Annotated in this window: 20 protein-coding genes; 4 read left to right on the top strand and 16 right to left on the bottom strand. The window is 43.2% G+C overall.

Annotation, left to right across the window (positions count from 1 at the left end; genetic code table 11):
- Positions 1-359: 359 nt before the first annotated feature.
- A complete protein-coding gene (locus AACT52_RS34770) occupies positions 360-1,781 on the top strand; it encodes a hypothetical protein (protein ID WP_073634996.1) in 1,422 nt (473 codons plus the stop codon).
- Between the two features lie 326 nt (positions 1,782-2,107).
- Here the strand turns inward: AACT52_RS34770 and AACT52_RS34765 are convergent, their stop codons facing one another.
- The 5 genes from AACT52_RS34765 to AACT52_RS34745 form a co-directional block, all read right to left on the bottom strand.
- Positions 2,108-2,443, bottom strand: coding sequence for a DUF5615 family PIN-like protein (locus AACT52_RS34765; RefSeq protein WP_073634995.1), 336 nt, complete (start codon positions 2,441-2,443; stop codon positions 2,108-2,110).
- Positions 2,436-2,762, bottom strand: a complete 327-nt coding sequence (locus AACT52_RS34760; RefSeq protein WP_233154143.1) for a DUF433 domain-containing protein — start codon at positions 2,760-2,762, stop codon at positions 2,436-2,438. Before AACT52_RS34760 ends, AACT52_RS34765 begins: the two co-directional genes overlap by 8 nt.
- Positions 2,763-2,888: 126 nt before the next feature.
- Positions 2,889-3,458, bottom strand: a complete 570-nt coding sequence (locus tag AACT52_RS34755) for a Uma2 family endonuclease (protein WP_073634993.1) — start codon at positions 3,456-3,458, stop codon at positions 2,889-2,891.
- A gap of 38 nt (positions 3,459-3,496) precedes the next feature.
- Positions 3,497-3,853 carry a hypothetical protein gene (locus tag AACT52_RS34750; RefSeq protein ID WP_073634992.1) on the bottom strand — a complete coding sequence of 119 codons (357 nt, stop codon included), beginning with the start codon at positions 3,851-3,853 and terminating at the stop codon, positions 3,497-3,499.
- A gap of 21 nt (positions 3,854-3,874) precedes the next feature.
- Positions 3,875-7,090 (bottom strand): helicase-related protein, encoded by a 3,216-nt coding sequence (locus AACT52_RS34745; protein ID WP_073634991.1) that lies wholly within the window; start codon positions 7,088-7,090, stop codon positions 3,875-3,877.
- Positions 7,091-7,414: 324 nt separating this feature from the next.
- Here AACT52_RS34745 and AACT52_RS34740 point away from each other — a divergent pair, with 324 nt between their 5' ends.
- A complete protein-coding gene (locus tag AACT52_RS34740) occupies positions 7,415-7,648 on the top strand; it encodes a hypothetical protein (protein ID WP_073634990.1) in 234 nt (77 codons plus the stop codon).
- Positions 7,649-7,775: 127 nt separating this feature from the next.
- Here the strand turns inward: AACT52_RS34740 and AACT52_RS34735 are convergent, their stop codons facing one another.
- The 6 genes from AACT52_RS34735 to AACT52_RS34710 form a co-directional block, all read right to left on the bottom strand.
- Complete coding sequence (locus tag AACT52_RS34735) at positions 7,776-7,952, bottom strand: hypothetical protein (RefSeq protein WP_158054896.1); 177 nt, start codon at positions 7,950-7,952, stop codon at positions 7,776-7,778.
- A 117-nt stretch (positions 7,953-8,069) separates the two neighbouring features.
- The gene (locus AACT52_RS34730; RefSeq protein WP_073634989.1) at positions 8,070-8,732 is read right to left on the bottom strand and encodes a Uma2 family endonuclease; all 663 of its coding nucleotides are present in this window, start codon (positions 8,730-8,732) and stop codon (positions 8,070-8,072) included.
- A 9-nt stretch (positions 8,733-8,741) separates the two neighbouring features.
- Complete coding sequence (locus AACT52_RS34725; protein WP_198941048.1) at positions 8,742-10,565, bottom strand: DUF1156 domain-containing protein; 1,824 nt, start codon at positions 10,563-10,565, stop codon at positions 8,742-8,744.
- Positions 10,525-11,742 (bottom strand): DUF1156 domain-containing protein, encoded by a 1,218-nt coding sequence (locus AACT52_RS34720; protein WP_233154142.1) that lies wholly within the window; start codon positions 11,740-11,742, stop codon positions 10,525-10,527. The genes AACT52_RS34725 and AACT52_RS34720 overlap by 41 nt, the downstream gene beginning before the upstream one ends.
- A 277-nt stretch (positions 11,743-12,019) precedes the next feature.
- Positions 12,020-12,469 carry an REP-associated tyrosine transposase gene (locus AACT52_RS34715; protein ID WP_073634987.1) on the bottom strand — a complete coding sequence of 150 codons (450 nt, stop codon included), beginning with the start codon at positions 12,467-12,469 and terminating at the stop codon, positions 12,020-12,022.
- Between the two features lie 80 nt (positions 12,470-12,549).
- Positions 12,550-12,732, bottom strand: a complete 183-nt coding sequence (locus tag AACT52_RS34710) for a hypothetical protein (protein ID WP_198941047.1) — start codon at positions 12,730-12,732, stop codon at positions 12,550-12,552.
- A gap of 176 nt (positions 12,733-12,908) precedes the next feature.
- On the opposite strand from AACT52_RS34710, the gene AACT52_RS34705 reads away from it, so the two are divergent.
- Complete coding sequence (locus tag AACT52_RS34705) at positions 12,909-13,079, top strand: hypothetical protein (RefSeq protein WP_158054894.1); 171 nt, start codon at positions 12,909-12,911, stop codon at positions 13,077-13,079.
- Between the two features lie 34 nt (positions 13,080-13,113).
- Here the strand turns inward: AACT52_RS34705 and AACT52_RS34700 are convergent, their stop codons facing one another.
- The 5 genes from AACT52_RS34700 to AACT52_RS34680 all read right to left on the bottom strand — a co-directional run bounded on the left by AACT52_RS34700 (position 13,114) and on the right by AACT52_RS34680 (position 20,612).
- On the bottom strand, positions 13,114-13,542 hold the full coding sequence (locus AACT52_RS34700; protein WP_073634986.1) for a DUF7680 family protein: 429 nt from the start codon (positions 13,540-13,542) through the stop codon (positions 13,114-13,116).
- A gap of 1 nt (position 13,543) precedes the next feature.
- Complete coding sequence (locus tag AACT52_RS34695; RefSeq protein WP_073634985.1) at positions 13,544-16,822, bottom strand: ATP-binding protein; 3,279 nt, start codon at positions 16,820-16,822, stop codon at positions 13,544-13,546.
- Between the two features lie 311 nt (positions 16,823-17,133).
- Entirely contained in the window at positions 17,134-18,600 is a 1,467-nt protein-coding gene (xylB, locus tag AACT52_RS34690; RefSeq protein ID WP_073635016.1) for a xylulokinase, read from the bottom strand.
- Between the two features lie 232 nt (positions 18,601-18,832).
- Positions 18,833-19,447 carry an MBL fold metallo-hydrolase gene (locus AACT52_RS34685; protein ID WP_073634984.1) on the bottom strand — a complete coding sequence of 205 codons (615 nt, stop codon included), beginning with the start codon at positions 19,445-19,447 and terminating at the stop codon, positions 18,833-18,835.
- Positions 19,448-19,508: 61 nt separating this feature from the next.
- Positions 19,509-20,612 carry an RRXRR domain-containing protein gene (locus AACT52_RS34680; protein WP_073634983.1) on the bottom strand — a complete coding sequence of 368 codons (1,104 nt, stop codon included), beginning with the start codon at positions 20,610-20,612 and terminating at the stop codon, positions 19,509-19,511.
- Between the two features lie 1,010 nt (positions 20,613-21,622).
- Between AACT52_RS34680 and pgmB the strand changes: the two genes are divergently transcribed.
- Positions 21,623-24,541 (top strand): beta-phosphoglucomutase, encoded by a 2,919-nt coding sequence (gene pgmB, locus AACT52_RS34675; RefSeq protein WP_073634982.1) that lies wholly within the window; start codon positions 21,623-21,625, stop codon positions 24,539-24,541.
- Positions 24,542-24,718: the final 177 nt, after the last annotated feature.

Here is a 24,718-nt window from a genome sequence, read left to right as displayed (position 1 = left end):
TGGGGTCAAACTATGATGTGACAGTGAGGCTTCAGGCTGCATCCAATGAGGTGTGGTCAAAGATAATAGCCCTGCTAAAATCCAAATATCCATGCAGAAAGATTGCCTAAACTGTTTATATACAAGCTCTAACAACGGCGCTGCACCGGATGGCAAGTTCGAGTTTACCTGCTTCGGTTACAATTGATTATGCCGCCGATGAGCTTTTTTCTTTCTAATAAATACTTAGATGCTTTAGTCCTTGGTTGGGGTCGTATTTAAACAGTATCGGTAGGTAATCTAAGACTAATGTAGTTTCGGTCAGTTCTTCTATTTTAGTTTTTGAGAGCTAAACTGGTGGCAGTATCAGCAACAGTCTTATGCCTAAGAAGATAAGTGAAGTTTTTGGGGTTTCTGGAGAAGCTCTGGAAAAAGAAGGAGCGTTCAACGGTTTTATAGATATCGACTCAAAGTTTTATGTTGATCCTCATCTTCTTGAAACTACTAAAGTTCCAGAACTTGGAAATTCATACCAAAGATTCAAAGACCATTTCAAAGAAGTTATTCATCTTCTACAGGCAACAAAGAATTCTGGAGATAGATTTTTCCGTGCCGCTCAAAAACGATTGATATTTCCAGAATTACCGTTCGTTTCTTTGGGATATTCTGCAGAAAGTACATCAGGTAGCGGGATTGGATCGGGAATAGCTCAGAATCTAACAAACACAGCTTGGGAAATTATACAAACAGGCATAACCGATCCAGTTATCTTTGAGTTAGTTGGACTGATCGAAGAAAACATTGGTGCTGATCGAATCAGCGATATGGTAATTTACATCATTGTTCTAGATTTACTGGCTTATTCAGAGAGAGTTGCTAAAAATCTCAATTTGAGTACCTTTCATGCAAAAGCACGCGGTAAGGAATTTTTGTTACCAGCAGTTTCGGGTAGTCATCGTCCCACAATCTTGATTCCTAATGAGATTCTAAATGATCTTCCTGTTGCATATGGTTGGGATGATATTGATCGTGTTTGCGCTCACAACGAAGATTTACGTAATCGTGTTAATGAGATTATTGGGGATTCTTGGAAGGATGCTACAAGAAAGAGAATAACTAAGCGTGAGTTGAAGTACATCTTACTACATTATCCCGAACTACTACAGGATCTAGTCGAACAGTATAAAGGTAAACCTGCCGAAAAATATGACTTTGAAAAAGACTCATCGGGGCAGCTTATCTGGTATGAAATTGCAAAAGAGTACGCTGAACTGTTTCCCCTGCCTTTAAGTGTTGAGAGTGGAATAACTTCTGAAAATATTCTTCAGGTGGTTGTCAAGATATGTAATCATTTCAAAACGTTAGTCGAGTCTAACGGACTATCAGTAACATTTTGGAATGATTCCGGGCAATTAAGAAATGGGCGATTTGCCCAACTACTTTTGTTCGGAATTGCCGATGCCTATTGCTGTGCGAACAATCTAGATTTGAACAGAGAACCAAATGCAGGTAGAGGTCCTGTTGATTTCAAGATTTCTAGGGGATACAATGCGCGAGTAAATGTTGAAGTCAAATACACATCAAACAACATTAGATCAGGCTACGAGAAGCAACTTCCTATTTATAATGCTGCTGAGCGAACTTTTCATAGTATTTTTCTTATTATTATCACTACTGAATCTACGAGAGCGTTGGATGAGCTAATCAAGTTCAGGCGAAGTGAGATAAGTGGTGGTAAAAGAGCACCAGAAATCATCGTGGTCGATGGTAGAATTCGACCCTCAGCCAGTAAAGTAAAATAGATCGTGTAGGGTGCGTTGTCGCTCGCGCAACGCACCTAATACTACCAATTTGATAGCATTAACAAAGTGGGCGATAACCGTTGGTGGGCGCAAAGCGCACGCTACGCGAACGGTGAACGCTGTCTTCAGCAGATTTGCAAAATCACTATAGCAAAGCGTAAGAAAAGCAATCGACCGTGGATTAAAAAAACGCTTGAATTAAAACCTGAGCATCACTGGGAATCTCCATCAGGCTACAAAATTTTTGTAGCGGATTGGGGGTTTTTCGTTTCAATGTTCCCCAGAATTGAGTTTTTGAATGCAAGCCTCTCGGTGCTGCTTTCATTTCACACAAACTCGACACGTCCCACCATCTCTTCAGGTGTCATCACCTCATAAATCAAAACCAAGGTTTCAATAATTTCACCAATTGAACGAGTCCCTTTTTTGCAGTAGGTAATGCCAGGATGATCAAGCCTAGAACTTGCAATAATCAAAAAATCTGCATCTTGGGTGAACAGTACTCGCTGTGTTTTCTGAATAAACGCTAACTGGACTTCATCGGTTTGAGTACGTAATTCCACATCATTGGTTGTTGTGACATCAATTCCATAACGGCGCAAGCCAAGCGCGATTGCAGGATCGACATTTTCATCCAGATGAAAGCTAATTCGTTTACTCATTCCTCAACTGTCTGAGTTTCTCTTGGAGATGCGAGGGATGATTTTGCTTCAGTACCTCAACTAACTCATCTTCTTCTGCTATGCGACGATCAATCTCGTCTCGGTGATCAAAGTAATAAGCCATTGCTGCATAAACAGATGCCAGTGACAGGTCATACTTACCAGCAATCTCTACCAAGGAATACCCTAGCTTTAAATGCATCACCGCCACATCTTCTACAGCAATGCGGGTACCGACAATGCGGGGCTTTCCACTCCGCACATTAGAAGCGATCTCGATATGCTCCCGACTGACTAACTGCATTGATGAATCTTCCACGTCCGTTCCATTATTTAATAATACACATCTGTCCTGGCTGTTACAAAGTTATAGATGGAACCAGACCAGCAGAATGCTTGCTTGACCAACCTGCGCGATCGCTCGCCTCTTTCAGCCAGAGCTATTTTACTCAAAAACAACGCCGCGATAAATTTCCGCCATTGGCAATTCCATCCCAACTGAGTCTAGGGAAATAGATTCTTCCAAGCCTTTAAATTCATTGAACAACCAACCTTGGGTTTGCTTGCTATAGCGTTCGACAAAAGCTTCATCCTGCTCGACTAATAAATATTCGCTAAAACTAGGAATTGATCGATATATCCGAAATTTATTTTGTCGGTCGTAATCTGCGGTGGAAGGAGATAGTACTTCAACAATTAAAATAGGATTCAAGACTTCATCCAAGCGATCATTATTCAGTTGCGGTTCGCCCTTAAAAATCATCACGTCTGGATATACTCCGCGTCGATGTTCAGGAATCCACAGCCGCAAATCGCTGTTAATTGGCTCAAATTGAGTATCGCGCAGCAGAAACTTGAGAAAGGCAAAAATATTACCACTGATGCGGCTGTGTTTGAGGGTTCCTCCGGGCATGGGTATAATTTCTCCATCTCGATATTCGCTGCGTCCTTCCGCTTTTTCTTCGAGCGCGCGATATTCATCCAAAGTGTAGCGGCGCTTGATGGTAGAAATCATAGGTCGTAGCCGATCGCATTGGCTATAGGACAACAAGATTATTTTGTCACAGATTTTAGTTGTGAGGTGATGCAGCGATGTCTACGACGACAATCAAACCTAAGCGATGCTCCGTAGGAGCCGCCCAAGGGGCGATTGGCTTTGCCACAATTGGTCGAGCAAGAACGTCCACATGAGCGGATTTCTGTGCGATGATGCCCGGCTTCAGTGGTATGTTCTGAAGGTCTAGGTAAACAGCCCTGGGCGATTGCCTTTGGCACTGCGCTTTGCGCAATCGCCGTCTTAAACCAAGCATTTAGCTGCTTAAACACAGTGGGATGATTAGCTTTGAGGCAGAGGATATACTCAGCTTGCGCCTGCTGAATCTGAGCCGCAATATTTTTTTGAGTGCCCATCGCATCCAGGGTGACATGGTTTCAACAATCAACTACTTGCAGTAATTTTTCAAACAAGGGTTCGCCAAAATTCATTAATCGTAGGGAAGGCATTTCATCAAAAATATTAGGGTAAAAAGTAACCGTGTAATTCTGCCCTTTATAAGTTAGTTGCCAAATACTCTCAGCCCTTCTCTCAAACTGTACGCCATTGACTTTTAAAATTGCTGAGGATGTGAATAACTGCTCAATAGTTTCTGGTGTAAAGGGAGTCGAAGTAATTGGTTTTTGAATTTCCGCTAGATCAGCGTCCAAGTCCATTGCTACCATTTCCTCAATTGCTAGACGAGGTGGTGGGCTGTCTAACACAGAATCGAATTCAGACATTAAAACATCCTCTTCTTCTGGATCTGCACTCATAGCAGCTCGTTCAATAAAGGTAGGAACTTGGGCTAAAATAGGCTGAAGATTACCAACAACAGTGGCAAAAGCATTGATGCGATCGCGTAATTTTTTATAAACCTTCGCTTCTACAGTGCCATCATAGTAAAAATTGTGGATTCGCACAGTAGAATACCTTTGTCCAATGCGGTCAATTCTGCCAATGCGTTGTTCTACCCGCATGGGATTCCAAGGCATATCATAATTAATCAACACACCGCAATTTTGTAAGTTCAAGCCCTCGGAAGCAGATTCTGTACAAAGGAGAATTTTGATTTCATCTTGGCGGAATCGGCGTTTAATTTCTTCCTTGGGAACTAGACACCACTCCCCAGTCTGGTAAAGTTCGCCGCCGCGACCGGAGTAGCAAGCCACTTGACTACCATACAACTCTTGCAAAGTATCCCGCAGATAGTCCATCGTGTCGGTATACTGGGTGAAAACAATAGCACTTTCTCGTTCGGTTAATTCTTGACGCAAAATCTGAATAAAGCGAGAAAGCTTAGTATCTTCCCCAGTATTTTCAAACTGGCGGAGTAAATCTTCAAGATATTGAATTTCCTGGGGATCTACTGGTTCAAAGAAAGATTCCAGCCCAGCAATCACTGCATCATCCTCATTATCCACATCAACTAAATCGTCATCACTTAAAACGCTTCCCTGTTGAGTTAACAGATAATCCAAACGGCGTTGCAGAGATGACTTGATAGCATAAAATGAACTGGTTAGGCGCTTGCGGTAAAGCGTCATCAAAAAACCCAAACAAGAACGTTTATCTTTTTGCGCCAGTCGATAAAAATGACGCACATAGTCACTGACAGCTACATAAAGCGGTACTTCCCGTTGTGGTTCCAAAGTAATGGCGTTGTCCTGCACAACTCTAGTAGGAATATCCCGCTCTAGCAGTCCCCGGCGGTAGTATTGTCGTAAAGTGTCGCGGGTGTGGCGGAACATCAAGTCTTTTAGAGGCGTGTTCACTGTCAAATATTGGCGTGAGGTGTCAATAAAGTCTTCATCTGCCAAAAGTTGTTTGTGATTGGAGATTTTCTTTCCCCGTTGCCAAGTATCTTGCATTTTGTAAGCGAGGATGCGATTTTGTTTAGTTAAAAACTGCTCTAATCTAGAACAAGGCTGTCCGCCGCGCTGAAAATAATCGCTAGACATGACTTGCCAAAAATTAATTACTTCCTGCTTGACAGCACCTTGTAGCGAGGCAAAATAATCGCAGAAATTATCGCCATAACTCCAATGTCCCTGCAATCCCAGCAGGTTTAACAAATCAAAAACTTCTATGGCATCAATTTGCATAGGAGTTGCTGAGAGGAGAATCAGAGATTTGGTTTTCTCCTTCAACTGTGCCATTAACTCTAACAAGCGATTGGGCGTTTCTTTACGGTCTTGAGGACTTTTACGGCGTGCATGGTGCGCTTCATCTAACACTACTAAATCCCAAGGTTCTGCTTCTAGTATCTGGCGCATTCTTTCAGTTCTACGTACTAAATGAGAAGAAGCAAGGATTAAGTCTTGGGTATTCCAGGGATTAGCTGCTGCTGGGATAGTGCGCTTGTAAGGGTCTTTAAATTCTGTAGATGTGTAACTCCAAAAATGCAGATTGAATTTTTCCCGTAATTCTTCTTGCCACTGGGGTTGAACGCTAGCAGGTGCTAAAATTAGTACCCGCTTCACTTTTTTGGACAACAGTAGATAGCGCAGAATTAAACCAGTTTCAATTGTCTTACCTAAACCAACTTCGTCAGCAATAAGAAAACTTTGGGGAAAATTTTGAGCAACGCGACGCAGGATTTTAATTTGGTGCGGCCAGGGTTGAATAGGAATTGATTTTAAACAAAAGTCCAAGCAGCCGGGATGTTCATGAATATTGGCAAGTTGAGTAAATGCTAACCGTTCTTGTTCGTTGTTGACTGTTGACTGTTGACTGTTTATTTCAGTTTTCGTAGTGGGAGCATCTTGCTCCCTACTGGTATCGCTACTGGTAGTAGCGGGCAAGATGCCCGCACTACCCAAGGTTTCAAAACGGACAAGGTTTAATTCTTTTGTTAAAGGTCGAGTATCAAATTCAGCCTGGGCATTCCAGTTAGGTTTCGTAGCAGGGGCGTAACGTAACAACTTTTTTTGTACCGCCTCTGGAACATCAAATACTCGCACGTTAGGCGATACGTCATACCAAAGTTGCTCAAACCTAGCTACTTCTTCTTCAACTCTATCTAGTTCCCTTCCTCCCTCCCAAGAACAATAAACATGAAATGATTCTACATTCCTCTCCCAGCCACCGATAGATTCATTATTGGAACCGTTAAATGCTAATTTATCGCGCTTGCTATCTGTAAAAATGCCAACTTTTTCGTGAAATATATGCTGTGGATCTAGTTGCTGTGTACTGTCTTCTGGCAGTCCATTTTCTTTAAGAGGAATAGCAATTTTAATATCGAGATATTGATTTTGAATTAACCAACTGAGAATTTCTAAGTGTTTGAGTTGAGCAAAACTTTCTGGGGGTTTTAAGTCTGCGTCTAGCCGAGATAGCAATGCGTCGCGCAGTTCGTATCCCTGTTGAATTGCTTGTAAATCTTGCGGACTAAACTGACAGCCCATGATTAAGCGTATTTTCCCCTCATTGTGCAGCATTGCACCTAAACCACGAGCCACTTTACTTAAAATGGCGCTGCTGAAAAAACCTGCTTTGCGGTCATATTGAATGGTACATTCTAAAGCAGGAATGTAGAAATCAGCAATGGTGTTGTGGGTGTTGCTGGAGTAACTAATTTTCCAAGGATATTCACGTAAAATTTTCGGCATATTATGCGGTTGTTTATATCCTTTGAAAATTAATACTAACGAGGTCGATTTTCTCGTCCGTGATATACATGTAAAATAACAACATCTTTTTTCACTAGTATATATATTTTTAACAAAAATGCTAGAATTGATAAAATATCATTACTTTTGATTGTAGACGGGTCACCGTTTTTTTAATCATAATAATCAACAATTAAACCTCGCCAATTTTGAAAAAAATGAGTAGTGCGGGCATCTTGCCCGCTACTAAGCTGAAAAACATCTAAATTGCATAATCAAATTAAATGAAACTCTTGTGGGATGGACATCTTGTCCGCGATAATTATGCAAGTTAAATGTGGAATAGCTTACCAGCAGGAAGCATTTTATCCACTACTACCAGCAGGGAGCAAGATGCTCCCACTACCTACTACCAGCAGGGAGCAAGATGCTCCCACTACTACCACCAGGGAGCAAGATGCTCCCACTACTTTTAAAAACTATGGTTATCACAAGAGATGTGGTTTATATCAATACGGTTCAGATAAGACCAGAACCCGGATCAAAACCACATTGTAGAGACGCGCCATGGCGCGTCTCTACAGAAAACGGGAATACAACTAAAATCCTTAATTGAACCGTATTGTGGTTTATATAAGTCAAATTCTGTAAAGATTTCTGTTAATTCACGTTGGTTCTTCCAAGCTCAAAATAATTGATTGAGCTTCGCTAGTTTTTCTGTTTCTGTTAAGGGTTGTTGTGGTTCTCTAATTGGATTTTCAATAAATTCTACGTCTATGATTATTTCTGTTCTATCTGGAATATTATGAACTTGTTCTAATATTTCAATGTTTTGACCACGTTTTATGCCTCTAACCTTCATATTTGCTTATCTCCTTATTAGTTCAATCATGAATTCTGACCAATGACTGTTAAGCGTTCACTGTAGCTTGCTTCTTGCGGTAGCGAGTTGACTGTTCACCGTCAACTGTCAACAAAATTAAAGTGTATTTGGGTCAATTCCTTGCTGTTGTAATCTAGCTAATAAATTTTGCAATTGTTCTTCTGGGGTTTGGTATCTGTTACCATTTTCGTCATACCAAAATAGCCATTCTCTTATTCTTCCTTGATAACTACCCTGTTCCCGTCCAATACCTAAACCAATTTCGGGCATCCAAACTTGATCGCCTGGTTGTAAAATGTATTCACCATTAATTAAGCGATAAACTTCTAAACGTTGACGCTTACGACGTAGCCGTGTTGGTGCATAAATGACATAATACAAAATGCCTAATTCTGCATAATCAATTTTTTTCTGTTCATATTCGCCATTGTAAGTTTGAGAAACAACTTCTAAAGCTAAAATTGGTGGAATACCCTCTTCTTCCCACAAAACATAACTAGAACGTCCATTTTCTCCCACAAAACGTTCAACACCCAAACTCAGGAATCCATCGGGGACTATGGCTCCTTTATTGGGTGTATAGTAAACTCCCATGTTAATACCGAAAAACCAGTCATCGCGGTTTTGCCAAATAGCGGCTAAGATGGCTAACAATAAATTGGGAATTAATATTTGCAGTTCGTTATCCACAGGGGTATCATCTGAATCTGGTAATTCTGCTGATGAAGGTAGGCACTCTAAAGGATTGTAGTTGAACATAAGCAGTTATTAACCCCCAAAATCTAGGTTTAAACTCAGTTGTCCATTATTCAAGGGTAACTCAGTCTGTTTGTAAGAGACTTTGGCTTTGATTTCATCCATAGCCAACCACAAATCTAATAAGGCTTTCTCTTCGGGGATGCGTTTCTTTTCATCACCAATGCGGGGAATTACTTTTAACGCTACTTCAAATGTCCGCATAAATAAATCGTTGCTGACTAAGCCAGTATTTTTCATAAACCTGCGGACTGGTTCTGTATTTTCTTCTTCTTGGTAAAGGGCGATAATGGCGTGGAGTCCATCTACTAAATATCTGGCAGAAAATTCAGTATCGGTGACGGAGAAAGCGCGCTTTTTCAGGCGTTGTTGCGGGGTGAGTAATTTACAGTAACCGCTAGCTGAATCGAGTAGTTTGTGTTTTTTGACTAAATCGGAAACATCAAAACCACCGACTGCTAAGGCGAGTTGTCTAGCTTCATCGAAGGGGAATTCTCGCGCTTCAAAGGTATCCCAGGCGAGGATGTACCATTGGGTTAAGGGGTCGATACCGTTGAAGTCTTTACCTTGTAATAAGTTTTGTAGTCGGTATTCGACTACGGCTTGGCGTACTTCTTCAAATGCTGCTTTGGGTTCAACTGGATTCCCGGCGCTGTCGAGGATGGAACTATATTTGGTAAACACACTCAATGCAGAACCGAAAGCACTTAAGCACAAGTTTATACCAGGGGGTTTAATGCGGCGTTGCGGATCTACTACTCTATCAGCAGCAGGACGAGAATCTTCAGTTAAGCATTTTTCGAGTTCTGGTGCTTTTTCAAATACGATATTTCGCACGTCAATTCGCACGTCATCCCACCAAGCTTGTTCAGCGTTGGGGTCGCGTTTGCGGCATACTAAAAGCACGGTGCTGGATACGGCGTTTTTCTGCGCTTGGTGTAAGTTTTGGGGGTTTTCGGTACTGACTGCCCAAGATGCGGTAATCTCGAAACCAGCATCGATGAGGGATTTGGCTAAGACATCCCACGCGCCGGAGTCTTTGTGGTTGAATTGTACTGTCATTACGCCGTCGTCGCGGAGGACGCGGTGGTATTCGGCGAACGCCATTGCCATTTTTGCTTCATAGTCTTGGTTGGCGAGTTCTTCAGGTGATACTCCCATGTTGCGGAAGCGGGAAGGGTTGGCGACAGCTTCACGATCTTTGTCGGTGAGTTCTAGGTAGAATAATTCGGGGAAGATATCGCCAAGGGTGCGTTTTAGCCAGACGTAGAAAAAGTCTGATAGTTCGGCGTATTGGATTGTGGCGTAGTAAGGTGGATCGGTAATAACTGCGTCTACAGAGTTATCAGGAATATGAGTTAAGTTATCAGCTGATGCTGATTCTATTTGAATTGATTTTGAGTCGTGTTGTTCAATTCCTGGGATACCTGTTGTACCTGGTTTAGTTCCGAATAACGCACACAAGTTTTCATAATCGGATGCAAATGCATCAGCACATGAAACCCATAGCTCACCAGCACCATTAATTTCTGGGTAATTCCATGTTAAATTAAGTGCGTGCTGAGTAGAAGCTCTCTCTATTGAAGCTCTTGCTGTGTGCCAAATAGACAATCTACAATTTCTATCAACACACCTATCTGAAACTAAAGCTAAATAAGTTGAAATTGCTTGTGCCTTCTCCCATTCATACTCAGCTTGAATTAGTGCTTTTGCTTCGTTGATAATTTCTATATAAGTCACAAGCGTTAAAAGCTGACGAGAGTTAAAACAATCCTCATACCTTCGCAAACCATACTCATAATGGTGAATCATGTAAACCTTTACTGGTTGGTTCACTGGGAATTAAATTACTAATGCTACCATCTGAGTATTTTTGTTGTAGATAAAATTCAGCTTTTTGAATACCATCTAAATCAGTTTGTTTAGGCAGTCTAAATTCTAATCCTGATTTTCCTTGTTTATAGGCTACTGCATATAATTGATAACCTAGACTGTTAACAGATGAATATCTCTTGATTGCTTCATCTTCAATTACATTGCTACAATTAGGACATTTACCAACGCCCCTAGTTAAAGTAATTGTAGTATCAGGATCATATTCATGTTCAATATTTGTAGTGCGAGCATCTTGCTCGCTATCATTTAAAGTTTCATTTTCGTTTGATAAATTAAGAGTATTATTATGTTCTGAGGATAAACGCGAGCGAGACGCTCGCACTACGGGAACGGAATTATCATTATAAATAATCGTTGTCCCCTTCCCCTTCCTCCCCTTAACCAATTCAAAATCAACCCGCTTATTTTCAGGATTAGGAATTGGCTTTACTGCACACCATTTATGTAAATTCTGCTTTTCTGGACGCTTATATAACCACCAATTAGGACTCAACGGAACAACCGACTCACAACTCGGACAAACAACCGTATGCGCCCAAAAATAATTCTGCACAGTTTCCCCAGGTAAAGAAGGGAAAAACTCAGCTAACCTTTTCTCAGCCTCATCCCCTACCCACTTCACCCATTTATCAATATCCTGCTGCAAATCTGGGCCAAACTTTAGCGGATATTCCATCGCCGCCTTCATCGTCACCACCGCTACAGGATTTAAATCAGAAGCCAGCACATTTAACCCATATCTCGCCGCCTCAAAAGGGATACTTCCACCTCCAGCAAACGCATCTAAAATTGTGGGTGTGCGAGTTCCCCAAACCTTCTCGCAATAATCCTGCACCTTCTTAATTTGCACAGAATTAGGCGGCGTTTTATATAGTTTTACCTCCTTCCCCGGTACTAACCCCAGCAAATATTCAAACTCTTGCATTGTGATATCTGCTGGTAATAAAGAAGCCAACACACTGGCGCGACTAAATGACAATGGCTTACGTGAATACCAGCGATGTAATCCTTTAAATGGATTTCCCCCGTGTTCAAAATTAACTTGCTCGTTTAATACCTGCACAGGCATCATTTTTTCAATAAAAACATCGGGGCGTTTGGGGGTTGGTTTATCCATCAGGGATTACAGGAGATTGAGAATTTCATTTCATGTATATTGTAGTGCGCGGATTGCGTAGTGCGGGCATCTTGCCCGCTACTGTTCGCCAAACGCCGGGTTTTCAATCTCCACGCGATTTTTCAGATGAACGCCGGGTTTTCATATCAACGCCGGGTTTTCAGATGAACGCCGGGTTTTCATATCAACGCCGGGTTTTCATATCAACGCCGGGTTTTCATATCAACGCCGGGTTTTCATATCAACGCGAGCAAGATGCTCGCACTACAGGATATTATTAAAATGTTTCCCATAAAAAGGGATATTCTTCAGGGGTAATCGATAAACCTGCTTTTACAGGATTTTGTCGAATATATTCCCATTTATTATTAAACTCTTCTTCGGTTCTAATCATTTCGTCGTATCTACCATCTTGCCAAACTTTCCCAATATGTAACATTGCTTTCGGAATTTGTTTGGAGCTATAACTTTTTATACTATGCAAAATACTTCCAATTGACCAATATTCTGTTTCAGATTTTGGGAAAGGTTGAATCATAATATGTACGTGATCTGGCATTATTACAACGGCGAAAAGCTCATATCTTTGTTCATGAAAAAACTTACAAGCATCTAATACAACTTGTCTAGCTTCTGGTGTGAGTTCTAATCTTTCCCAAGTTACAAATGTAATAAAATATCTACATTTTGGCTTTTCTAATTGTGGTAATTGCTTTTTATATCTCATTTTTATATATGAAATTACCGTCTCTTTTTAAACCTCTTCAAAAGTTTCTATAAGTTTACCTTGTTTGCCTGAAGTAGCTTTCATACCTCACGAATTTTCATCGATTTTACTTCCCCCGTTTCGGCATCTACGGTAAATATTTTATACTCACGTTCATATTTAGTAGCTAAAGAAATAGCTTCAGAAATAAGTGTTCTTTCAGTCTTAGCTACAGGGCGACTAAAACCTAATGTTACATACCAAAACCTTTTATTCTCTGACAATTATACTTCTTCAAGCAAGATATCATTGATAGAATTACCTATCATATCCTGGATATCTTCAAAATATTTTTTAGCAGCTACAACAGCCCCACGCACATCAATTTTCATATATTTTTACCTCCTGATTTATAGTTATAAACCTCGTCCATTTTCAATCCTGGAGTAGTGCGGGCATCTTGCCCGCTAATAACCCCACAGAGAGCTACTACCAGCAGGGGGCTAACCGCGTCTTGCCTGTAAGGGAGCAAGATGCTACTACCAGTTGGGAGCAAGATGCTACTACCAGTTGGGAGCAAGATGCTCCCACTACTTTTAAAACTATGGTTATTAAAATAGATGTGGTTTAACTTTATTTGTTAACTGTTCACTGTTAACCGTCAACTAATCCCCCAAAAGGACACGAATCGCTTTCAAAGCCTGATTACGTTTACCATTGCTAATCTTGGCAAACCAGTAGTGCGACTCCTCATAACTCATAGCTCTAATCCCTTGGGTAATATTCGCAATCCGTTCTAGTTTAGAAAGCGGTTGCAAAGTCTGAAACAATAATGCCAGATTTATCCCTGATTCCTCATTTAAAACATAAGGAGTTTGGCGATTGTGACTTAGGGTTTTGGGGTCATAATTGTTCGCCTTCAAACAATCATAAATTGCCTGCTTTACCTGTACTAAAGCATTGCCCTTTAAACGCCCAATGCGTTTGGCAGAAGGACGCTTTTTTTCACCGGCTTTTTTATAAGCACATTGATACAACTCCAGGGCAAAGTTATTATTATCTGTAGGAACTACTCGCAATTGAAACTCTTGCATCTCAGTACGTTACTTTTGCCGTCAAATTCAGCCTGTCAACCGGGTTACGATTCAGGGCTTGTTTGATATTACTGATTTCTGCGCCGTTTGGTTGCACTGGAGATGAAAATTCAAATACTAGCTTCAGCGACACGTCAGCTTTCACATCCGGGCTACTTAGCAGAGTATCAACAGGCCGCTGAAAACTCTGAAATCCTTTGTATGGCCCTTGGTACTCTAATCTGATAAATTGTTCACCAACAGTAATAGTTGCCGTTTGGTCGATTTGGAAGGGCAGCTTGATCAACATAGGGAAAGCCGTCATCAACTTGCGGTAGTCCATCACCTGTCCAACCGAGAGTTCCAGCGACTTGATACCCTGAACTTGATTATCTTGGATGCGATCGCCTAATTCATTAAATACCCTATCGAGTGTTCCCTCCAAGTCAAACTCTTCTGGTTTAGCTTTAAATATAGTCAGATTATCCCAGGAGGCGTTTTTATCTTCGCCAGCGCTTGGTGTGCCAGGTGTTCCAGTACCGTAGCTTAAAATACTTGCTTGGGTTTCCCTCTCCTCTACTTCGCCATTGCCGTAGTCAGCTACAATTTTGAAAGATGTGGTTTTAGCGTAGGCGTAGCCCGCCGTTCGCGGAGCGTCTCGTAGAGAAGGCATCGCCGTCTCATATTCATCACTAGGGCGAAACTCCCCTGCAACCAAATTTCCATCCTGATACAGCTTAATGGTCAAAGCCCCCGATGCTTTCCATCGCACCCGCACGGGTTTTACCGATTCTGTACTGGACATGACTTGGGCGTTAAGTTCAATTTCTCGCGGTTTCGGTAGTTCCAGAATTCCCCGGCGGTAAAGTACCATCCTCTCAGAAAATTCAATGGAGTCGGGTAGGTTAAACTTACCGTCATCGGTTTTTATAAACAGCTTTTCTCCCACCTTCATATCCCAGTTACCAGTCTGCAACCCCTGGCGGATGGTATCTCGCAACTTGGATAATTCAGCATCAAGGAGTATATTTAAACTCAAGTCTTTGGCGAAAGCTTCCTTCAGTGCTTTAGTTGTCCAATGGGTTAACCCAGACAGCCACACCTTCTGCAAAATGTAAGCAGGTGCATAGGGTGGTGATTCTTCAGCACGGATTTTTTGACAATCTTTCAGTGCTTTCAAAATGACATCTTGTTGATTATTTTTGCCCTTGATATCGCTAGAATCTTGTGCAGAAAGGGTGTAGTGCATTAAGCCTTTAGCAGCTTTTACTGGGTCATTAGCAGGGTAAAATAAATGGCGGTAAGCATTTGTTAAAGATACTCTTACCCCTAAATCAAGAGAACCTTTTTTATCTTTGAGTTGTTTTTGCTGACTTTCTGATAAATCTTGCAAGCGATTGGGAGAATTCAGAATATTTTGAATTGCCCTAAACTCTCTGGCATTGTCAATTGCTCGGTCTAATTCTTGCTTATTGGCGACTAAAAATAACAAACGATTTCTAAAAGTCCGAAACTTACCTGACTCACCTGTTTCATTAAAAATTTTCTCCACAAGTACGGGAGGTCCTTCGGTAGTTGCAGAAATAGTCGCCTCGTTAAAGTCAATTAAACATAGGGCGATACTCTCGGACACGTCATCCACATCTGCGGGTGATTCTGGTGCAATAACTAGCTTGAAGAATTTATCAGCAAAAATCGTGTCGCGGCGACTTCGTAAATCGTCTTTTGCCTCAGTAATTCCAACTTGGGCTTTTTCTTCGGCAATAATTTTATTGATTGATGGTTCTTCCTTGAAACGAGCCAGAGTTGTAATCGGATCATTTTCCAAGTACCAAGCAACTTCACTCAGTCTTTCTAAGGCAGTATCAACAAAGCCAATTTCTAACCCTGGTGTCAACAAAGATAAATTTAATTCGGCGCGACGAATACCAGCAGATATACCCTGAGTGATAGAATGCAAAAAAATAGTCCGGGCTACCCAAGTTGAAAAGGGAGGTTTACCAGCAGCTTTCCATTCTGCATCTTGTAACTGCGCGTGTGCTTCTCTACCATCTTTGTTGTAAATGTCTGCTTGGATAGTAATCCGCATCAAGGGACGTTCCAAACGGGCAGTTAAATCGCTGGTGATTTCTTCCTCAATACCGACAGGGATGTGGTGGGGATGAATTACAGGTATCCATGCAGTAGTATCTGACCATAGATAACGTATGACTCTGGCAAATAACCGCAAAGCCCCTCTGGTACGTTGGAAGTTGGGAATAGAGGCGATTTTTTTAGTTAACAGGTTAAATAATTCGGGGTGGAAGGGGTAACTTTGCTCGATGCTTTCCATGTAGCGTGCATCTTTGCAACCATCTGGTAAATTAATCCGACTAGCTTTATAACTCTGTAAATATTCTTTTGAAGCATTATTGGCAGCATTAGCTTCAATACTGCTGAACATCCTCTGTTTAACTATGTTGTAAATTTCAATATCAGTGCTGGGTTTAAGAATGCGTTCTTGTCTTGCTGTGGCAGAAATTGTTTCCCGAATTTCGGTGGTTTCTTCGCCAAAACTGTCACTGGAGGAAGCGAGGGTGTAAACAAATACCAAATTATTACAAGCTGCTGCTAAGTCCATGAGGGCGAATAAAAAAGCAACAACCTGTCCGGCTAAATCGCTGTTACCAACTATAACAGCTTTGGCTTTTCTCAAGTATGTAGCAATTTCATCGAGGATAATGACTGTGGGCTGCCCCTGCATTATCCTTTCTAAAACAACTGTCCCAGGACTAACTCGCTGTTCATCAGAACCTTTAAGTAAGCTATAACCTGCTACACCATTGATTTGATAAGCAATTTCACCCCAAAGAGTGTAAGTGGTAACGCCAGTGTCCGCATGATAAACACCGTTTACTGGATCAAGGTCTTGGCAAGCGATCGCAGAGGCTTGAATGGGCCGGTCTGGGATTAAATTAATGTTGTCAGTAAAACGGTCTAGTCCCGAAATATCTCGTCCATTTTTGGCAATGTGCCACAAAGCAATTTCATCGTGGGTTTTACCACCACCAAAGCTGGTTTCCAGCCGAATAATAGGAGAACCGGCAGCTTCCCCCACTAAACGCCCAAACACTTCAGAAATTAAAGTTTTTAAACCATCGGTGGCAAATGTATTGGCGAAAAATGCTGTGGGGTCTTGGTAGACTTGGGGCGCTTTCCCTTCAACAACCAGTCGCAACTTGGCGGCAAATAATTCAGGGGAGAGTTCCCCTGCTAAAATTTCTTCTCTGGGAATGCAAGTTTTAAATACTGAGGGAAGCATAAAAATATATTGACAGTTCGTAGTTGACCGTTAAAAGTTGACAGTCAACACCAACCGTCAACAACTCTTTGTCTTTAAATATACATTCTAGACAACTAGATTGCTTCTCTACCCCGTTATAAGGTTTTGGCATTTCCCTGGCTTGTGGAACATTATCGTTCTATGGGTCTGGTCAAAGCGGTTCGTCAACGACACCGACGAACCGCTGCTAGGTCTGTTGAGATCTGGGCTTCGGCCTTAACTTGACACCAATGGCATCCTGCCCGCCCAGTTTATGCAACTTCAATGCTGATTAGCTTACCAACGAAATATCAACGAACGGCTTTGAGGGCATCGTACAACAACTTATATCGCTTAAATCCTGCTTCATACATAGGATTTGCTTGCGGCTGTACGACATTACTATCCTGCGGCAGTATCTTAAGTGCAGCGTCTAAATTGGAATATGCACCAACCCCCACCATTGCCAGAATCGCTGCTCCGTAAGCTGCTCCTTCTTCTGCTTTGGGAGCAATGAGTTCTGTTTGCAAAACATCTGCAAAAATTTGTAACCAGATGTTGGATCGTGCACCTCCACCTGTTGCCAAGAGTTGATGAACGGGAGCGATCTCGGTGATGACTTCCAACGTTTCCCGCAAGCTAAATGCTACACCTTCCAGAACAGCACGAATGATATCTGCCTGCGTATGAGCCAATGACAGATTTACCCAAGCACCCCGAGTATCTGGATCAAGGTGGGGACTGCGTTCTCCTGAAAGGTGGGGCAGAAATAGAACACCACGGGCACCAGGTAGCGATCGCTCTGCTATGTCCATCAGCTCAGTGTAGGGAATATTCGCTGCAAACGTATCTCGATACCAACGCAGAGAACCGCCAGCCGCCAGCGTCACTCCCAAGAGATGATAACCACCATCCACATGACAGAACAAATGTACTCGACCTTGTGGATCGGGAATTGGGCGATCGCACGGTGCAAAGATAACTCCCGACGTGCCAATACTCAAACTGCCCCGGTTTAGGTTGCAGGCGGAGATGCCCAGGCTGATCGCCGCTGCTGCATTGTCGCCTCCGCCTGCAACCACAGGTAATCCCGCAGGCAATCCCACGCGGGCGGCGATTTCTGATTTCAACCGTCCGGCGATCGCCGTAGACTCGACTACAGAGGGGAACAACGCTGGGTTGATATTGAGAGCATTGAGAATATCCGTATCCCATTGCCGATTCGCCAGATTCAAACACCCGACACCGGACGCATCAGACGGTTCTGTCACTAGGGAGCCAGTGAGCACATATCCAAGATAATCTTTTGGCAAAAGAATCTGCCACAGCCGAGCATACGCTTGCGGTTCTTCAGCCCGTAACCACACCAGCTTCGGAAGCTGAAACCCGGTAATCGCAGGATTTCCAGTGCGCTGGATCAACTCCTGACGGGGAATGATGGCTTCAATCGCATCAACAGCTTGACCAGTGCGCTGATCATTCCACAAAATTGCCGGTCTGATCACTCTGCCCTCTGCATCCAGAGGAACCATACCATGCATTTGTCCAGACAAACCGAGGGCGATCGCTTGGTGTCCATCTAGCTGTTGAGCTACATCGAACAGGGCATCCAAACTAGCTTCGACCCAATCCGATGGGTTCTGCTCTGTCCAACCGGGCTGTGGTGTTAACAGGGGATAGCTTCTCGTCGTAGTAGCGATAATTTGCCCTTGCAGATCAACAGCGATCGCCCGCACTCCTCCTGTACCCAGATCTAAGCCAACTACGACGTCACTCAATTGCCCCCTCCCAAATTCAGCAATTCTAGACAAGTAACAATTAACGTTTTGCTGCTTGTTCACCAACTAGCTATCAGTACTGATATCAGGTTCGGCAAATTACCCATAATAAAACTTGTATGTAGTATGGACTTGAGTCCTTGTTTTCAAAGGAAGAGGACGCGCATTCCTCACTACAGATTTAGTAAGGTTATTTAATCGGACATGATATGACTTCGTATTCCCTCAACCACTAGGTGGACTTGGGTTGTTGGCTAGCTGCAAGTTCTTTCAACGCTAAACCTCCATCCCGAAAAACTGGCCACCCATCGCCCACCAGTACAGCCTCTATGCCATTTATCTGGGCAAGTCTTTGGACTGAGGCAACCGCTTGCTCTTGATTGCAAAGTTTGTCATTGGGTAAAATCGTTAGGCTCCCTGCTTTGTGTGCTCGGATCAAATCGCCTGTGATCAGAGTTGTCTTGTCCAAAAGCAGTGCCAGCTCACCAGGTGTCTTCGAGCCTTGCAATTCAATCACCTGCAACCCTGGAACTAACTCTTCGCCATCACAAAGCCAGCGAGCGCACTCAATAGGAAACTGACTTCGTTCAGCAGCCGGACCTGCAATTTGGGCACCAGTCACATATGCGAGTTCCTTAGCAGCACGTACGTGATCTGAATTGGTGATTACAATCCAACGAACACTACCTAAGGAATTTAGGTGTTCGTAGTCGTAGGATAACAGAGACAATGGATCGATGAGAATATTACCGTCTGGACGAATCCAAGCAATACTATTGAAATCTATATTGCGTTCTTTATTAAAGGATGACCATCCGTATAAGTCATCACGGTGTAGAAGTTTCATCTTTTTCCACGAGATACCCCGTCCCTCAGCGAAGCAGGGCGGGGAGGGTAGCTCAGTTAACTTACTGGTTCGATGCCAGTAAGTTAACCAATCTCCGAGTTGGTAGCACGATTAACCCCGTGCTTCGCCGTACCAGTCGGACTTTTTTAGCGCTGAATTGTCGAAGACGTTTCCAGGATGCATCACTAACTGAAACTTGTTTTTCGGTGTCGCCACTAACCCATCCGCGATAAGTTTTTGCGCCTTGGGTTGCCTCGACATAATCTCCTTTTCTGAACCCATGACGGGTAACAGTACCGCCATATTTGCGTCTAACACCACCCTTAGCCGGAACCATTAAGTGAAGTTGGCGACGCGATATTGGAGGTCTACGAATTACTGCAAATGGTGCTGAAGTTATAGTCACTTCACCCTTCCAACCCATCGAATGGCGGTCAATGATGCCGTACTTAATGAAAACACTGCACGCCAGAGCAACACCATCTACTGCGTGGGTAGCGGGGATTGCATCACCTTTTGAATGTTTTTGCTTCTCTATTCCTAATTGAGTGCGGATTTGTGCTGTCTCCCAACCTTGAACCTCGCGCACATCTTCAAAAGCGCTTTTTAGTCGGTTTAATTGCCAAAGTTGACCTACCATAACTGGACTAAAACCTTTACTGCCTTGCGCTTTGACGACTTCATAAACAACATTTTCAAAAGGGAAAATTAATGTTAATTCGTCTAAAACACGCCACTCCAAATCTCTGTTAGCTCGAATGCTAGGTGGTACTTTACAAAAGCGACGATTGTCAAAACGTTTTTGACGATGGGCGCGTTTACTGAACTCAACTTTGCGGTTAATTCGGCGACCTCTACGACCTCGACGCATCATGGCACGTTGTTCCATGCGGTCTTTGACGGTCTTAAAAGGCAACTGGAGGTGCGCTAACCACAAGGTAAATTTAGCGGACTGAACACCGATGCCCGTGTACATTTTGCCGGGATCGACACCCACTACAATTGGTTGCGTCGCGTCATCAGCGTACTTAGTTAGTTGAATTTGAAAGATTCCCAAGTCGTTATGTACGATTCGCGCTTTTCCTTGTTTTAACCAACGTCGCGCCCTGCTGGGTTTGGTTGGCATTAAAGGAAGTCCTTGTTTAGATAGAACTGGTACTCGCATGGAGATAATCCTTGAGTAAAGTGTGAAGTCCCCTCGCCCAACTAATCACAGATGTCTCGGTGAGACCAGTGCTGAAGGAGGGTCTCCCTCCGTAGGCAACTGGCGAACCCGTAAGGGCTCAACCCGACGACCCAACAAAAGGTCTTAAAGTATTTCCGAACTGGGGAAGTATTCGGAAGTTTTAACCGCAATTAGTCTCGGTGGGCTAGTCAAACACGTAAGATTTGCTTCTTACAAGCCCCGTCCCTCTTTAGGGCGGGGTTATTGACTGGAAATTCGTTTAGTAAATTTAGTACTAGATAGTTGCTCCTTCTTAATATATTTATACATAAGGCGAAGTTAAGGTCTGATAGTATTTTGGTTAAACTTTACATTGCTGTAACGCATTGAAATTGCGAATATTCTTCTTGCTGCGTTATAAATCAAAATTTTCTTCCCCTGCAACCCAAGCGCTCCCCCTGCTCCCCCTGCTTATTTTTATGAGGAGGGTCTTCACAAAAAAATATGCTAATAATAATGTGTCATTCTAAAGAAAAGATTAAAATATAATACATTGTATAAAACTTGTGGTATATATTTTCATCCAGCAGGAGATAATAGCTATAACAACGCACTCCAAACAAATATACCTCCCCGAAAGCGCTCTAAGATAACTTACTGTCCATCAACTTTTTTGTCATCTCTGATAAATTTATTTATAAATTTTATTGTTTCAGATCTAAATATTTAAAATTTTTAACGAAAAAAGTTAATACAATCTATCAAACGATCGATGAAAATGGGAACCTTTCTTTTCAAGAAGGCATCGTTCTTCCCTGTTAAGGATTTATATGAGTCCAAACAGAGGGGCGTAGGGAAGGACAGTCCTAAAAACCCACAGTGTTGCAGGGAATCCCCAAGGTTTCTGTAAGTGGCGTTCAACTGTTTGTAGTCAATAACTGAATCTAACCCCTAAAAAAGCTATTTCATGCCGACCAACACAAACACCAAAATATAGGTTTTATTAAGTAATGCTCTACTACTCAACTGACACCTCCCCAAACGATCAGCAACTCCTTGACTCCACTGGCTGGAACGTGATTGAAACAGAGTTCAATCCCAACGAACTGCACCACAAAGAAACCGTCTTCACCCTTGGCAACGGCTACTTGGGAACACGGGGAACTTTCGAGGAAGGATATGCCAATGATTCTGCAGCAACAATCATTAATGGTGTTTATGATGATGTTGCGATCGCCACCACACAACTTGTCAACTGCCCCAGCTGGCTGTCCTTGGTTGTGAAAGTCGGAGAAGAACGCTTCAGTCTTGACGCTGGCGAACTTTTGTACTATGAGCGTCGGCTTGATATGCGCTTGGGTTTATTGAACCGTGAAGTGCGGTGGCGTTCCCCACAAGGTCATACTGTGGATTTCCACTTTCAGCGTTTCGCTTCTTTAGCAGATCAACACGTTTTAGCTATCCGTTGTGAAATCACATCCCAAGATTTTGAAGGTGACATTTCAGTTGAAGTTGAGTTTAATGCCGAACAGGATACCCAAGGTGTCAAACACTGGCAAACTTTAAACTCTGGTACCGCCGGAAATCTTGTCTGGTTGCACAGCCAAACTCTCCATTCTGGAATTGAACTTGGTATGGCAGCTAAGCTTGTGGTTGAAGGTGAAGATGCTGCACCCTTGGGCGAACAGAATGGTTCCGCAAGCTTAACAAAAACCTTCCAATGTGTACCAGGACAAACAGTAACCGTTGACAAGATTGTCACCTTGTTTACTTCACGGGATACAGAAACCCCAATGGCAGCAGCCTTAAATAGGCTAGCGGATGAACCAAGCTACTCCACCCTGTTTGCGGCTCACATTGCTGCATGGGAACAGGTGTGGCAAGACAGTGACATAATTATTGAAGGCGATTCTAAAGCGCAGTTGAGCATTCGCTACAACCTCTTCCAAGTGCTTGCTGCTGCACCACGTCATGATGACCGAGTCAGCATTCCTCCCAAAACCCTCTCCGGTTTTGCTTATAGCGGGCACATCTTTTGGGATACAGAAATTTTTATCTTGCCCTTCCTAACCTTAACTCAGCCAGCATTAGCACGTAACCTGCTTACCTACCGCTACCACACTCTAGATGGGGCGCGACGCAAAGCCAAAGAAGCGGGATACTCTGGAGCCATGTATGCTTGGGAAAGTGCTACTACTGGTGATGAAGTGACTCCCCGGTGGGTACCAGGTAAAAACGGTGAGCAAATCCGCATCTGGTGCGGTGACATTGAAGTGCATATCAGCACAGATGTGGCTTATGCTGCTTTGAACTACTGGCGGTATACGGGTGATGATGAATGGATGCGCGATTATGGTGCAGAAATTATCCTAGATACAGCTGCTTTCTGGGAAAGTCGGGTTGAGTGGAACCCACAGCGCAACAGTTATGATATCCGTGATGTGATTGGACCTGACGAAAATCACGATCGCGTAGACAATAATGCCTTCACCAATCTCATGGCGCAATGGCACTTACAGTCGGCATTGATGCTGTGGAACTGGCTGCATCAGGCTTATCCTGACACGGCAGAACAGCTGGCGATAAAACTCAACTTAGGAACCGAACGCTTTGAAAGCTGGGCGTCAATTGCCAAAAATCTTTATGTTAACCAAGACTCAGAAACTGGGTTGATGGAGCAGTTTGAGGGGTTCTTCCAGCTCGAAGATATTAACTGGGCTGATTACGAAACCCGTACCACATCAATGCAAGGACTTTTGGGAATTGAAGCCACAAGTCAAAGGCAGATTCTCAAACAGCCAGATGTGTTGATGCTTTTCTACTTACTGCGTGATGTCTACGATCGCAAAACTCTACAAACCAACTGGGATTATTACAACCCCCGCACCGACCACACCTATGGTTCCTCACTCGGTCCAGCAATTCACGCTATCTTAGCTTGCGATCTGAATCATCCACAAGAAGCGTATACCCATTTTATGCGATCGGCGTTGGTAGATTTGGAAGATGTGCGGCGTAACGCAGCTGAAGGAATTCATGCTGCTAGTGCTGGTGGAGTTTGGCAAGCTGTAATCTTCGGGTTTGCTGGTATCCGGATGACTCAATTTGGTCCTGTTGCTTGTCCAAATCTACCCTCAGGCTGGACGCGCTTAAAGTTCCGTCTGCAATGGTGCAACCAGTGGTATGAATTCGACCTGCAACCAGAAAAAATTCAAACCTTTGCAGATATTGCGCCAACTTCAGACTCAGCAATTGCTGGCGTCATCTTTGACTTGGATGGTGTTTTAACCGATACTTCGGAGTTACACTATTTGGCTTGGAAGCAACTGGCAGATGAAGAAGGCATAGAGTTTGACCGAGAAGCAAATGAAGCAATGCGAGGACTGCCACGTCGAGAATCTTTGTTGCATATCTTAGGAAACCGCCCCGTAACTGAAGAGCAAATTCAGGACATGATGGAGCGTAAGAATCGCTACTACGTAGAAGTGATGCAGAAGATTACGCCAGCACATCTACTCCCAGGAGTTGCAGATTTGTTGCAGGAAGTACGAGCTGCTGGAATTAAAGTGGCTTTGGGTTCATCGAGCAAAAACGCCGAGACTGTGATCGAACGTTTGGGGATTGCCGAACACTTGGATGCTATTGCTGATGGCTACAGCGTATCCCAGCCAAAACCAGCACCAGACCTTTTCCTATATGCTGCACAACAACTTGGTGTTTCACCGTCACGATGTGTTGTGGTGGAAGACGCAGGAGCAGGTGTAGAAGCTGCTCTTGCTGCGGGAATGCGAGCTATTGGGCTTGGTCCTGCGGAACGAGTAGGTAAAGCACACGTTGTATTACCCAGTTTAGAAAGAGTTAGCTGGCAAGAGTTGCGATCGCACCTCATTAATAGCGATAAAGCTTCGTTGGTAGAAGTCACAGCTTGAAGGCAAGATCATTGGTCAATTGACCGGATGGCGGGCAATATGCCTGCCATTTTATTTTTTGTTGAGCCACACCCAACAAGAGCCAGAGGCTCTAATATCTCGTTACCAGGTTGAACCTGGTAACGAGGGTTTGGAGGCTTCGCCTCCTCACTGTTGCAACTCGAGGCTTGATCTCAG

It is taken from the genome of Scytonema sp. HK-05 (genome assembly GCF_963872035.1).
In the GTDB taxonomy this organism is placed as follows: Bacteria; Cyanobacteriota; Cyanobacteriia; order Cyanobacteriales; family Nostocaceae; genus Kalymmatonema.
This window is presented reverse-complemented; position numbering and strand designations above follow the sequence as displayed.

What these genes read in the sequence shown, in the direction of transcription:
- AACT52_RS34770 (WP_073634996.1), top strand. Translation starts at nt 360, where the DNA reads ATGCCTAAGAAGATAAGTGAAGTTTTTGGGGTTTCTGGAGAAGCTCTG.
- AACT52_RS34765 (WP_073634995.1), bottom strand. Translation starts at nt 2,443, where the DNA reads ATGAGTAAACGAATTAGCTTTCATCTGGATGAAAATGTCGATCCTGCA.
- AACT52_RS34755 (WP_073634993.1), bottom strand. Translation starts at nt 3,458, where the DNA reads ATGATTTCTACCATCAAGCGCCGCTACACTTTGGATGAATATCGCGCG.
- AACT52_RS34750 (WP_073634992.1), bottom strand. Translation starts at nt 3,853, where the DNA reads ATGGGCACTCAAAAAAATATTGCGGCTCAGATTCAGCAGGCGCAAGCT.
- AACT52_RS34745 (WP_073634991.1), bottom strand. Translation starts at nt 7,090, where the DNA reads ATGCCGAAAATTTTACGTGAATATCCTTGGAAAATTAGTTACTCCAGC.
- AACT52_RS34740 (WP_073634990.1), top strand. Translation starts at nt 7,415, where the DNA reads ATGCAAGTTAAATGTGGAATAGCTTACCAGCAGGAAGCATTTTATCCA.
- AACT52_RS34735 (WP_158054896.1), bottom strand. Translation starts at nt 7,952, where the DNA reads ATGAAGGTTAGAGGCATAAAACGTGGTCAAAACATTGAAATATTAGAA.
- AACT52_RS34730 (WP_073634989.1), bottom strand. Translation starts at nt 8,732, where the DNA reads ATGTTCAACTACAATCCTTTAGAGTGCCTACCTTCATCAGCAGAATTA.
- AACT52_RS34720 (WP_233154142.1), bottom strand. Translation starts at nt 11,742, where the DNA reads ATGGATAAACCAACCCCCAAACGCCCCGATGTTTTTATTGAAAAAATG.
- AACT52_RS34715 (WP_073634987.1), bottom strand. Translation starts at nt 12,469, where the DNA reads ATGAGATATAAAAAGCAATTACCACAATTAGAAAAGCCAAAATGTAGA.
- AACT52_RS34700 (WP_073634986.1), bottom strand. Translation starts at nt 13,542, where the DNA reads ATGCAAGAGTTTCAATTGCGAGTAGTTCCTACAGATAATAATAACTTT.
- AACT52_RS34695 (WP_073634985.1), bottom strand. Translation starts at nt 16,822, where the DNA reads ATGCTTCCCTCAGTATTTAAAACTTGCATTCCCAGAGAAGAAATTTTA.
- AACT52_RS34685 (WP_073634984.1), bottom strand. Translation starts at nt 19,447, where the DNA reads ATGAAACTTCTACACCGTGATGACTTATACGGATGGTCATCCTTTAAT.
- AACT52_RS34680 (WP_073634983.1), bottom strand. Translation starts at nt 20,612, where the DNA reads ATGCGAGTACCAGTTCTATCTAAACAAGGACTTCCTTTAATGCCAACC.
- pgmB (WP_073634982.1), top strand. Translation starts at nt 21,623, where the DNA reads ATGCTCTACTACTCAACTGACACCTCCCCAAACGATCAGCAACTCCTT.